Genomic DNA, 12,012 nt, shown 5'->3' with positions numbered 1-12,012 from the left:
ATGTCTGCTAATTCGATTTTCATACATCATTCAGATTCGGAAGGCTATAATTTTGGGGAGGAACATCCCTTTAGTCCGGTACGGCTTACCTTAACAATGGATCTGCTGAAGCGTCTCGGCGCTTTGACAGATGACCATATCGTAGAGCCCCATCTGGAAGCGGATGATGACCTGCTATCTCTTGTTCATCGGTCTGATTATATGAATGCGGTTAAACTATTGAGCTTGGACGCCGAAAGCAACGGCAGCGATTCTATTGCTGAGCAATTCGGATTTCATACTGAGGACACGCCCTACTTCCCAGGTATCCACAAAGCGGCGGCGGCGATTGTCAGCGGATCAGTAGCTGCCGCCGACGCCGTTATGCAAGGTAAGGCTCTGCATGCGTTTCATCTGGCAGGAGGCCTGCATCACGCCTTCCCTGATCGTGCGTCCGGCTTCTCTGTCTATAACGATGCGGCCGTTGCTATCAAGCATATTCGGAGAACTTACGGCTCCCGCGTCTTATATATTGATACGGATGTGCATCACGGAGACGGTGTACAGTGGGTCTTTTATGATGATCCCGCCGTATGCACCTATTCCATTCATGAAACAGGCAAATTTCTGTTCCCCGGAACGGGCTTCGTTTACGAAAAAGGGATAGACCAGGGCTTTGGCGCATGCTTTAACGTACCTCTTGAGCCATATACAGAGGATGATTCTTGGCTGGAGTGCTTTAACGTCACGCTGCGCAAAGTGACCGATGCATATAAGCCTGACGTCATTATCAGCCAGCATGGTTGCGATGCTCATGCATATGATCCACTCTCCCATACCCATTGCAGCATGCGGATTTATAAAGAAATTCCTGCAATTATTCATGAGCTGGCTCACACCTATACAGGTGGAAAATGGATCGCGTTAGGTGGAGGCGGATATGATATTTGGCGTGTTGTACCGAGAGCATGGTCGCTCGTCTGGCTCACGATGACTGATCACCCTATCGCCAGCGCATTAACAGATGACAAAATGAGCCAGTTGCCTGAGCGCTGGATTGAACGCTGGTCAAAGGAAAGTCCGGTTGACCTTCCAACCCAGTGGATGGATGATTTATCTAGCATACCTCCCATTCCAAGGCGTGAGGAAATCGAAATAAAAAACAAATCCATGCAGCAAATTGTCATTCAAGATATATAGGAAAATGACGTTCTTATGACGTACATGAAAAAGCACCCATTCGAATCTGCCGAAAGGCGATAAGAATGGGTGCTTTCTAAATATATCGTAAGCTTAAATATGCTTAATTATATCGTCAATAATTTGGTATGAGTTATTCGAGGCTTGGATCGTAAATTCAGCAAAATTCACATGTGCTGATCCGTCAGCTTTATCAGACATGGAGCGAATGATAACAAATGGTATTTCACTCATATCGCATACTTGGGCAACAGAAGCGCCTTCCATCTCCGCGCATGCTCCCTGCATTGTTTCATGAAGCAGCTTGACCATATCGCGGCTTGCAATGAACTGATCGCCCGATAATACTTTCCCTTTCAAGCTGCGTCCAGGAAAATGACGTTCACTTGCTGAAGCTGCAAGCTCGACAAGTGTTGCATCCGCCGGAAATTCCGAACGAATATGGTATGGGATTGTCCCTCGTTCATAGCCAAGCGGTGAGCAATCCATATCATGCTGCACGCAGCTTGTCGATACAACGATATCACCAATATTCAGCTGTGGATCAACCGCGCCTGCAACACCTGTAAATAACACGCAATCCGCACCAAGATCAAGCAATATTTGCGTGCAAACCGCGGCATTCACTTTTCCTACTCCAGACTTACAATAAATGATCGATTTTCCGTGGAGTGTTCCTTCATAATAAGTAATTCCCGCTTTAGTCAATTCGGACGCTACGTCCACATGCTCATGCAGCAATTCAATTTCTTCCGCCATAGCGCCAATGATTCCTATTTTATTAAACCGCATTTATTCTATATTCCTCCAACTGATTGACGCACAATGATTTCATGCGGCAGCACTACTTTGGATTGTTCGACATTTTCTTTTTTCATAAGCTTGGTAAGCAAACGCATGGACACCGCACCAATATCGTACATCGGTTGTGCTACTGTGGTCAGTAGCGGACGAACCATCGATGCCATTCTACTGTTATCCACACTAATTACTGAAATATCTTCAGGAACCTTCAATCCAGCATCCTGGATACTATGAATAGCTCCAATTGCCATTTCATCAGTAGCTGAGAATACTGCTGTAGGACGCTCGTCCAATTCAATGAAATACTTCATGGCTTCAGCACCGGATTCATAGCGATAGTTGCCTATACGTACTAATAGATCATCATAAGCAATTCCTGAAGCTTCCAGAGCACGTTTATAGCCTTGGAATCTCGCATAACCGTTAGAAGGATCCTGTAGCGTTCCACTTATCATCGCAATACGCTTGTGACCCTGTGAAATTAAATTCATAACAGCATCATAAGCAGCATCTTCGTGATTGATGTCAACTGACGGAATTTGCCCGCTTTCATCAGAGGTTGCGCAAAGTACAATTGGAACATTCGATGTTTTGAAAGCCTGCAAATGCTCTTCCGTTACTGCGCCGCCCATAAATAGCAACCCGTCAACCTGTTTCTCCAATAGTGTATTTATAACTCTTATTTCTTTATCTTTCTTCTTATCGGCATTACACAAAATAATATTATAATGATACATATTCGCAATATCTTCAATTCCGCGTGCTACTTCAGCAAAAATAGCATTGGAAATGTCGGGAATAACAACACCAACCGTAGTTGTTTTCTTGCTTGCCAGTCCACGAGCTACCGCATTTGGACGATATCCGAGCCGTTCAATTGCTTCAAAAACCTTTTTGCGAGTTGCAGGTTTCACATTCGGATTGTTATTTACAACCCGGGAAACCGTAGCCATGGATACTCCTGCTTCTCTTGCCACATCATAAATGGTTACCGTCACTATGCTTCTCTCCATTAGTTCAAATTTTATATTTACGCACGACGCATATTATGGTAATCATAGCATAAAGGGATTAGCAACGCAAAGTGTAACCGAGCAAAAAACGTGATGGTTCTACGTTTTCATGAGTTTTCATTACGTAATGGTGAGCAAAAAAGGTATCATATATCCTGCGCTATGTAATTAGTATATCGGATTATAGTGTTAGTAAATATTATACCCTTTCCAATAATTACATAGACAAATTTCACTGCACCTTCTGTCCACTAGCTTCCCGAAGTTAAAGAGTTATATCGGAGACTATCAGAAAACAGATAAACTCCCTTTATAGAAAAGGCGAGCCCAGGTGATTCACCCAGCTCGCCCTATTATGGATATATATCAAGGTATCTATGTATGAAGTTTCCGACGGCTAATTTGCTCTAACCGTTTATTAATGTCCGATATCCAAGACTCATCATTTAATGTTTGAGCCAGCAAGTATAGGTCAAGCAAAATATTAATTCGTTGTTCAATTAATAGCTCAACAGCGTTATTATCCCACTGTTTCTTACTCGCTTTTGCCTCTACTAATATATTGGCCCATTCGTTGCATTCGTTAAACATAAACGTCATTTTGTTCGTCTCTGAACCTATCTGTGCAATTAAACCGGTCAAGTCCGGCTTCACCTCAGGAATAACCTCGCTCCTGCTGCAAGCGGAACAGGAAAAAATAGGAACATTGTCGATTTCTACTTTTCCAGAATAAATGACAGTTCGCAGCTTCATCACCATGATGTCACCACAATGACACCGCTTTTGCAAAATAGACCACTCCTCTTTATAGCAGCGGCAGCCGCTAGTCATTGCTTTTTAAAGACAATAACTAGATTATTCGACCTATTTCGCAAAAACTCCTGCTTATGAATACTATGTAATTTTTACTATAGAACTGTATATGAAATGGTGTATAAAAGACTATTAAGTTGCTAGTTTTCGCCATATTTTACGGATAGGAGACCATGCTGCGAATACAGTCCAAAGCGCCGCACCGATAAGATCGTTACGTATATCGAATAGGTCTGGCATTCTCCCGCCAACGAATGATTGATGATATTCATCCGTAATTCCATATATTCCGCAAATAAGAACGATTAGCGCCTTTACCCAGAATCGATCAGCTTTAGCACCAATACCATAATCAATCGTCATAGCCAAAATAAAATAGGAAACAAAGTGTCCCCAATTAAAATCATCCATGAAAGGGAAAAACCTTTGCAGCAGTGGCAGCAGCGTATTAATTTCATCACTTGTTCGTGAAGATAATATAAAAATAACGGTCATCCAAGCAACAGCTGGCACAAACCTAAGTACACGCCGAAATAAAAAAGACTGATTCGTTTGCTTCATTGTTTCTCCTTCGTTACAATAATAGAGACTTTTACTAGATGGAGGGGAATTGCATGTCTTTACAAAACAAAACCGTCATCTGTTTGCTGGACGACGAATTTGAAGATTTGGAACTATGGTACCCAGTTTATCGTGCTCGTGAAGCTGGAGCTACCGTTCTTTACGCAGGTCCAGAAAAAGGTAAAAAGCATATCGGAAAATATGGCGTCCCTGCTATCGCCGATCTATCCTTCGACGAAGTAAATAGTGAGGATATTATTGGGATACTCGTACCTGGTGGCTGGGCGCCAGATAAGCTGCGCCGTTATCCTAAAGTATTGCAATTGATTCAAGAGTTGAATGCTGCAAACAAACCAATCGGTCAAATATGCCATGCGGGCTGGGTACTCATTTCAGCGAAAATTTTAGAAGGCCGAAAAGTAACCTCAACTCCTGGTATTCGCGATGATATGGAAAATGCGGGAGCCACATGGTATGACGAAGCGGTCGTGGTAGACGGAAATATTATATCTGCACGCCGACCGCCTGATCTTCCTGAATACGCAAAAGCTTTCGTAGACGCACTAGAACAGCGAATGGGTTAACCATTCACTGTTTTTTTGTCTATTCGCGCCATAAAGCCGTTCAGCAATGCCTTTATCTCAGTACTTGTCCTGCATTCATGCAATTGATGAAAAACTTCCTGACTCTCTTCTTGCGTAGTGATCAGCAGCCTTTCCTTTACATGCAAAATGGCATGTGAGGACATGCTCAGCTCATCAACATCTAGGCTCAGCCAGATCGGGAGCGCGCGCAAATCACCAGCTAGTTCCCCGCATACGCCAACCGTAATTCCATTCCGCTTTGCAGCATCAACCGTCATACGCAGCATACGCAGCAGCGCAGGATGATAAGGCTCATATAGGTGAGAAATTTCCTCATTCATTCGATCCACAGCTAATGTGAATTGTACCAAATCATTCGTTCCAATACTAAAGAAGTCAACTTCCTGCGCGAGCAGATCAGCAATCATAACGGCTGCAGGCACTTCAATCATAATGCCGATTTTCATACCTTTATCATAAGGCAGACCTTCTTGCTCCAGTTCAAGCTTAGCTTCGTTTACGATTGCATTTGCAGCCCGCACTTCATCAACAGAAGAAATTAACGGGTACATAAGCTTAACCTGACCATAGTGGCTCGCACGTAATATTGCACGAAGCTGCGTCTTAAACAGGTCTTGACGATCAAGTGAGATACGAATTGCTCGATAACCCAAAAATGGATTGTCCTCCTCAGGAAGCTCGAAATAATCAAGTTGTTTATCACCGCCAACATCTAGTGTTCGAATTACAAGCGGCTCACCATTAAGCTTCTCAGCAACACTGCGATAAATCTCGAATTGTTCTTGCTCCAGCGGAAAGCGATGCCGATCCATGTATAGAAACTCCGTACGGAACAATCCTACACCGTGCGCCCCGCTGCTAAGAGCTATTTCTAGTTCCTTAAAGGAGCTAATATTCGCTGCAAGTTCGAGCGTCTTGCCATCTGGCGTCACGGGAAGATGACCTGCGATACCATGCAGCTTCATCTTCGCTTCCGTTTGATGTCCGTGCAATGCTGTGTATGAATCTATAATATTTTGATCCGGATTAATGTGTAAACTTCCGTCACTTCCATCAATAATGATGGTTTGACCCGTTTGGATAGGTTCATCCAGCTTCCCCTCTACGCCAACCACAAGCGGAACGCCTAATGCGCGTGCCATTATCGCAGAATGCGAGGTGGCGCTGCCAACAAGCGTAACGATACCTAGCACATGCTGTGGGTTTATATGAGCAAGCTGTGAAGGAGATAATTCTTTTGCTATTAGAATAAAAGGCTGAGTATCTGATGGCATCTTAATCTCAGGTGCTCCTATTAAATGCTTAAGCAGTCGATTGCCAACATCTTTGATATCAAGCGCTCGTTCCTTCATATATTCATCATCAAGCAAATCGAACATCGTCACGAAATGGTCGATCGCTTCCTTTACCGCAACTTCCGCCCCTTTATATTGCCGCTGAATAATTCCTTGTACTTCATTCATAAAGACAGGATCGTCCAAAATAGCGAGATGCGCGTCGAAAATATGTGTTTCCTCAGAGCCTACAACATCCTTCAGCTCATCCTTAATCTGCTCGATTTCGGATTTAGAGGTACGAATACCTTCGTATACACGTTCGAACTCACGGGCGAAGTCGGCCACATCAATTTTTTGCTCCGGCAGCTCCCACTCCCAATTTGGCAAGACAAACGCTCTCCCGATCGCTATGCCTACCGACGCTCCTATTCCATGAATCATTGTGTTTCCCCTCCACTATTTCTCTCTTTAATTACAACTGACATTACTGAGGACTGTCCCTTTTTCACTGCTTTATATGGGGCGAATCTCCATGAATGAACAATATCTGAGTTGGTAATGACCATAGGCGTTGCGAGCGACTTGCTTTCCTTGCGAACGCGATTCAAATCAAATCGAATGAGCAGCATTCCTGGCGTTACTTCATCGCCTTCTTTTACGACTGCGTTAAAATATGATTTTCCGGCGAGTCTCGACGTGTCGATACCAATATGCAGCAACACTTCAAGACCTTCTGGTGTGCGAATGCCGATAGCATGCATCGTTGGATAAATATGAATGACCTCTCCTTTAACCGGTGACACAAGCTCACCTTTATCAGGAATGAATGCCACCCCTTGTCCAACAAGCTTCCCTGAAAATATAGGATCCGGCACATCATCAAGTGAAATCATTCGCCCTTGCATAGGAGAATGAAACAGCACTTGTGCTTGATCGCGATGGATGGTTTTGATCATTTCTTCACGAATGAGCTCCGAATAGGTCCCGAAAACAACCTGTACATGCCCTCCGCCAAGCTTAATGACACCTGCGGCACCTAAGTTACGCAAGGCGTTAATATCTAGAAGCTTTTCATTAGATACTTTAAGCCGAAGCCTTGTAATACATGATTCCATACGAACAATATTTTGCTTACCGCCAATTGCCTGCAAAATAAGAGGAGCACGGTAAGGAATATCACCAACCCACTCATCGAGCTGCGATCCTTCCTCACGCCCAGGCGTTGGTATTCGAAAACGTCTAATTGCCCAGCGGAACAAGAAGTAGTAAACAAGTCCGACGACTATGCCAATCGGAATCAACAGCCAGCCTCGCGTCGCTAAATGCGCGTTGAGAACATAATCGATTGCTCCAGCTGAGAAGGAGAAACCATGCTTAATTCCAAGCTCATATGTAACCCACATAATGATTCCTGAAAGAATTGAATGTACGACATACAAATATGGCGCTACAAACAAAAAAGCGAATTCAACAGGCTCTGTTACACCCGTTAAGAACGACGCCAAGGCGGCATAAAGAAACGTCTTCTGAATTTTCGGCTTCAAGTCCTCGCGGGCTTCATGAATAATGGCGAAAGCAATAGCTGGCAACGCAAACATCATCGTTGGATATAACCCCGCCATAAAGGACCCCGCAGTTGGATCTCCAGCAAAAAAACGCGGCAAATCGCCATAAACCATGTCACCGGTTGAAGTCTCAAAACCGCCTATTTGAAACCAGAATACATGACTTACTAAGTGATGCAAGCCAAACACAGTTAAGATACGATGAACGAACCCATACAAAAATACACCGAAGCCGCCGCCAGAAGCAACAATTTCACCTAGCTCAATAAGCATCCTTTGCAAATATGGCGCGATCTGAATCATGACAATCGAAAAAAGCAAAGAAATAAAACTTACAAATAAGGGAACAAAACGCGGCCCGCCAAAAAACTGAATATATTCCGGCAGCTTGAGATTTTTGAAGCGCTCGTGACTTACACCTGAGACTATGCCGATTAATGTACCAATAAGAACCGTAGGCTCAATTGTCACTTCAGCAGAGCCTGTAATGCCGCTGTAAATGATCATCCCTACAAGCGCCGCCATACCAGCTGCAAGCGCATTACCCGTTAACCCAAGTGAAATCCCAAGTGCAAATATATATGGCAAAAAGGTAAATATCGTTTCACTCGCTGTTAATAAATAACCTGCCATATTCGGCATTCCAATATAATCCCAAGGCAGCTTACTTAGACTCAAAAAAACTGCTGCCCCCGGCAGTACAATCATCGGCAGCATGACAGCCCTGCCGAGCTGCTGCAGGCTACCCATAAAAATCATCTTGCACCTCCTTAAAAGTTTTGCGAAGCAAAACTTACTTCGTAAGCATTAACCTAAAGTTTTGCGAAGCAAAACTTACTTCGTAAGCGTTAGCATTTCCCTAATATCTATTAAGATGTTAAGCGTTTGCTCCGTTTTTGTCAAAATAAAACGACGAGCCGTAATGGCCCGCCGCTGTTGATGATTCTCTCTTCTTAATTCTGCTTACTAATTATTAGCGTTGACCGCCATTGTATGGAGAGCCCACAGCGCTATTCGCTTGCCAGCCGTACTTAGCAATTACTGGGCCTGCTTGTTGATAAGCGTTAGTTGCTTGATATACGGGATGAAGCGACGTGTTTGAATGTGTCGGAGTCATACCACCATACTCATTTTGTGAATTCAACTGTGAATAATTGTTTTGGGAATTGAAATGCGAGTTATAAGAAGCATTTTGCGCATTTCCGCTGTAATTGGACATATTTTGCTGACCATACTGTGATCCCTGATTATACGAAGATGGCTGGTAGTGCGATTGTTGGCTGTCTGGACCAGCTTGATAACCATAATGAGCAATAACGGGACCAACATCACCAAATGCTGTTGCGGGCGACTGGGCATAGCTTTGTACTGGCTGATGTGAATTGTACGTATTGTACGACCCTGAAGACTGTGACGATGCCCCATAGCCAGTAGGCGCAAAATGTTGTGTGCCTTGGTTATATTGATTAGACGATTGATACCCTACTGGCTGATTCGAAACAATTGAATTTGTTTGTCTGCCAAAAGTCGGTTGGCTTAGTTGGCCTTGGTAGTGTGACTGTACGTAACCTACCGGTTGAAAGTCTGAGTACTGGTTTTGATAACCTTGTTGACCTTGATAATTACCCGACTGTTGCGACATTTGATTCACGTCGTATCCTCCTTGGATTACATTCAGAAAGTCTTCAGGTAACTACATCGCTTATAACAAGCGCAGTAATCGCTCTTGAAGCCTTACTTATTGTGCAGGAGTCAGCCTTTTATTATTACTGTTATGATTTGGATTTTCCACCAGGAAGCAATATGGAATCCTCTACCTTGATACAACGGTCCATAATAACTTCCATACCGCCTTTTTTTGCGATTTCTGCTGCTTCATCGTTGGCTATGCCTAGCTGCAGCCACAATGTTTTCGCACCAATCGCTACCGCTTCCTCAGCAACAGGCGGCGTATGCTCACTTCTACGGAATACATTCACGATATCCACTTTTACAGGAATATCTTGGAGGGACGCATAGCTTTTCTCTCCCAAAATCATATCGGCGTTAGGATTAACTGGAATTATCGTATATCCTTTCGCTTGCATAGCTTCAGATACCATATAGGAAACACGATCCGGTTTGTCTGACAACCCTACAACAGCAACCGTAGTGCTTTGTTGCAAAATACTTTTAATATGTTCGCGAGAAGGATTTTCAAATGCCAATATTAACGCCTCCATTTAAAATGATAGGTTTATACCTTATCCTTCAATCCATTCGACATTTGCTCCTAATGCTTGTAAATGGTCGAAGTATATCGGATACGACTTAGCCACGTGATGCGCATCACGAATCCGTATTGGTTGTTTAGAGCGTAAACCTACAATAGTCAAAGCCATAATAACGCGATGGTCATAATGCGCATTGATTTCCACGCCACCCTCAACGCCTTCTGGTCTGCCATGTACAATAATTTCAGCTTGACGCTCTTCTACTTTCGCTCCCGCTTTACGCAGCTCGTTCAAGTAATCCGTAATACGATCACACTCTTTGTAACGCAGGTTTTCCACATTATAAAATCTGGAGGTGCCTTCAGCGAATACAGCTGCCGCGACCATAGCCAATACCGCATCCGTAGCATGATCACCATCGAATTCTACAGCCTTTAGCTTACCGTTGCCTTTAACATGCACAATTCCATTTTCATGAGTTAGAGGAACATTCATCATTTGGAGCACATCGATGATTGCACGCTCACCCTGCTTGCTTTTCTCTTCCAAACGGTGGACAATCACATTTGATTCCGTTACTGCCGCCGCAGCTAGAATTGCGGCTGATCCTGGGTAGTCGCCTTGAACGGAATAGGTTTTGGCTTCATAGCTTTGACGACCTGGCACACGGAAGCGCATATAATCCTCATCGGCATGAATAACGATGCCAGCTTGCTCAATAACTTCTAATGTTTGTCCTATGACTACTTTGGATTTCAAATCATGCAAGACCTCAATTTCACTATCCTCTTCCAGTAACGGCGTCAAAAACAAAAGCGCGCTTAAAAACTGTGAGCTGATGTTGCCCGATACTTGAATTTTTCCGCCTTTAGGCTGCCCTCCGCGTATAGTAATTGGAAGCTTGCCGTCATTATGCTCAATCGAAACTCCCATTGTGATTAATGACTCGATTAAATCACTATGAGGACGTTTGCCTAGAGAGTCTGGATAGCGGTTAATGAACGTAACATCAGGACAAAGTGCGGCAATTGCCATAAGAAAACGTAATACGGCGCCTGCATTACCTACATCTAATTGCTCGACAGCCTTCGGATGACGGCCAAAGCCGGTAATGACGATTTTTTCATCATCCTCTTCTACAATTGCTCCAAGATCACGAATACAGCGGCGCATAGCATCGCTATCCTCGCTGTGAGCAGGATAATAAATGGTGCTAGTTCCTTCAGCAAGAGCTGCCACCAGCAGGTAGCGAGTCGTGTAATTTTTGGAGGAAAGCGCTTGAAGCTCTCCTTCAAGCTTTGGAGTTGGTGTCACTAAAACGTCCATAGTTTGTATGATCTCCTTCTACTATAAAATATACGCATCATTAAGTTCGGTGCTATGCATCATGCCAAAGTTGGCGATGAATTCGAATTAAAGGCTTCCCATTGCTCCAGTATAACGGCGACAACCTCATCAGCAGTCAATTCTGACGTATCAACAGTTATATGAGCAAAATGATAAGCATCCTTACGCTTCTCCAGCAATAGCCTTACATTGTCTTCAGCATTGCCTTGCAGCAGCGGTCGTTCCGTATCAGCTTTTACCCTTGCAATAATTTGCTCTGAATTCGCTTTCAGTGCGACTACGAAACCTTTGCTGAGCATAAGCTCCTTATTAAAATCACTTAATACAGCTCCGCCACCCGTTGCAACAACCGCAGGCTCTTCCGCATCTAAGATGGCAGTTAGCACCTTGGTCTCAATAACACGAAAGCTAGCTTCTCCATCAACAGCAAAAATATCGAAAATTCGCCTTTTCTCATGCTTTTCAATTTCCTCATCGCCATCGACACGAGCCCAGTCCAGCTTCTTAGCAAGCAGCTTGCTGACGGTAGACTTTCCCGTTCCCATAAAACCGATTAATACTACTTTGTTAAATCGTTGCGTTTCCATCGAACCGTCTCACCCTTTTCATTCATCCTAAGCCTTAATTCCCCAACA

12 protein-coding genes are annotated in these 12,012 nt (G+C 43.8%); 2 read left to right on the top strand and 10 right to left on the bottom strand.

Features of this window, described 5'->3' with window-relative positions; all coding sequences use genetic code 11:
- The gene (locus AC0YN7_RS24805; RefSeq protein WP_475812709.1) at positions 1-1,179 is read left to right on the top strand and encodes an acetoin utilization protein AcuC; all 1,179 of its coding nucleotides are present in this window, start codon (positions 1-3) and stop codon (positions 1,177-1,179) included.
- Between the two features lie 93 nt (positions 1,180-1,272).
- Here the strand turns inward: AC0YN7_RS24805 and AC0YN7_RS24800 are convergent, their stop codons facing one another.
- The 4 genes from AC0YN7_RS24800 to AC0YN7_RS24785 form a co-directional block, all read right to left on the bottom strand.
- A complete protein-coding gene (locus tag AC0YN7_RS24800) occupies positions 1,273-1,971 on the bottom strand; it encodes a 5'-methylthioadenosine/adenosylhomocysteine nucleosidase (RefSeq protein ID WP_475812708.1) in 699 nt (232 codons plus the stop codon).
- A 5-nt stretch (positions 1,972-1,976) separates the two neighbouring features.
- Positions 1,977-2,981, bottom strand: a complete 1,005-nt coding sequence (gene ccpA / locus AC0YN7_RS24795) for a catabolite control protein A (RefSeq protein ID WP_475812707.1) — start codon at positions 2,979-2,981, stop codon at positions 1,977-1,979.
- A gap of 390 nt (positions 2,982-3,371) precedes the next feature.
- On the bottom strand, positions 3,372-3,785 hold the full coding sequence (locus tag AC0YN7_RS24790) for a hypothetical protein (protein WP_475812706.1): 414 nt from the start codon (positions 3,783-3,785) through the stop codon (positions 3,372-3,374).
- Between the two features lie 156 nt (positions 3,786-3,941).
- Positions 3,942-4,370, bottom strand: a complete 429-nt coding sequence (locus AC0YN7_RS24785; protein ID WP_475812705.1) for a VanZ family protein — start codon at positions 4,368-4,370, stop codon at positions 3,942-3,944.
- A gap of 53 nt (positions 4,371-4,423) precedes the next feature.
- Here AC0YN7_RS24785 and AC0YN7_RS24780 point away from each other — a divergent pair, with 53 nt between their 5' ends.
- Positions 4,424-4,954, top strand: a complete 531-nt coding sequence (locus AC0YN7_RS24780; RefSeq protein WP_475812704.1) for a type 1 glutamine amidotransferase domain-containing protein — start codon at positions 4,424-4,426, stop codon at positions 4,952-4,954.
- Here AC0YN7_RS24780 and ptsP read toward each other — a convergent pair.
- The 6 genes from ptsP to AC0YN7_RS24750 form a co-directional block, all read right to left on the bottom strand.
- A complete protein-coding gene (gene ptsP, locus AC0YN7_RS24775; protein WP_475812703.1) occupies positions 4,951-6,693 on the bottom strand; it encodes a phosphoenolpyruvate--protein phosphotransferase in 1,743 nt (580 codons plus the stop codon). The two genes, AC0YN7_RS24780 and ptsP, sit on opposite strands and share 4 nt — an antisense overlap.
- Positions 6,690-8,576 (bottom strand): glucose PTS transporter subunit IIA, encoded by a 1,887-nt coding sequence (locus AC0YN7_RS24770; protein WP_475812702.1) that lies wholly within the window; start codon positions 8,574-8,576, stop codon positions 6,690-6,692. Before AC0YN7_RS24770 ends, ptsP begins: the two co-directional genes overlap by 4 nt.
- 214 nt (positions 8,577-8,790) lie before the next feature.
- Positions 8,791-9,468 (bottom strand): hypothetical protein, encoded by a 678-nt coding sequence (locus AC0YN7_RS24765; protein WP_475812701.1) that lies wholly within the window; start codon positions 9,466-9,468, stop codon positions 8,791-8,793.
- A 121-nt stretch (positions 9,469-9,589) separates the two neighbouring features.
- Positions 9,590-10,024, bottom strand: a complete 435-nt coding sequence (locus AC0YN7_RS24760) for a CoA-binding protein (RefSeq protein WP_475812700.1) — start codon at positions 10,022-10,024, stop codon at positions 9,590-9,592.
- A gap of 36 nt (positions 10,025-10,060) precedes the next feature.
- Positions 10,061-11,356, bottom strand: coding sequence for a 3-phosphoshikimate 1-carboxyvinyltransferase (aroA, locus tag AC0YN7_RS24755; RefSeq protein ID WP_475812699.1), 1,296 nt, complete (start codon positions 11,354-11,356; stop codon positions 10,061-10,063).
- Between the two features lie 59 nt (positions 11,357-11,415).
- Complete coding sequence (locus AC0YN7_RS24750; RefSeq protein WP_475812698.1) at positions 11,416-11,964, bottom strand: shikimate kinase; 549 nt, start codon at positions 11,962-11,964, stop codon at positions 11,416-11,418.
- Positions 11,965-12,012 lie beyond the last annotated feature (48 nt).

The sequence above is a fragment of the Paenibacillus sp. J31R122 genome, assembly GCF_056269185.1.
The sequence above is the reverse complement of the archived record's forward strand: the minus strand, read 5'-3'. Positions and strand labels throughout refer to the sequence as shown.

Coding starts and splice junctions, on each gene's coding strand:
- AC0YN7_RS24750 (WP_475812698.1), bottom strand. CDS start 11,964: ATGGAAACGCAACGATTTAACAAAGTAGTATTAATCGGTTTTATGGGA.
- AC0YN7_RS24770 (WP_475812702.1), bottom strand. CDS start 8,576: ATGATTTTTATGGGTAGCCTGCAGCAGCTCGGCAGGGCTGTCATGCTG.
- AC0YN7_RS24785 (WP_475812705.1), bottom strand. CDS start 4,370: ATGAAGCAAACGAATCAGTCTTTTTTATTTCGGCGTGTACTTAGGTTT.
- AC0YN7_RS24780 (WP_475812704.1), top strand. CDS start 4,424: ATGTCTTTACAAAACAAAACCGTCATCTGTTTGCTGGACGACGAATTT.
- AC0YN7_RS24800 (WP_475812708.1), bottom strand. CDS start 1,971: ATGCGGTTTAATAAAATAGGAATCATTGGCGCTATGGCGGAAGAAATT.
- aroA (WP_475812699.1), bottom strand. CDS start 11,356: ATGGACGTTTTAGTGACACCAACTCCAAAGCTTGAAGGAGAGCTTCAA.
- AC0YN7_RS24805 (WP_475812709.1), top strand. CDS start 1: ATGTCTGCTAATTCGATTTTCATACATCATTCAGATTCGGAAGGCTAT.
- ptsP (WP_475812703.1), bottom strand. CDS start 6,693: ATGATTCATGGAATAGGAGCGTCGGTAGGCATAGCGATCGGGAGAGCG.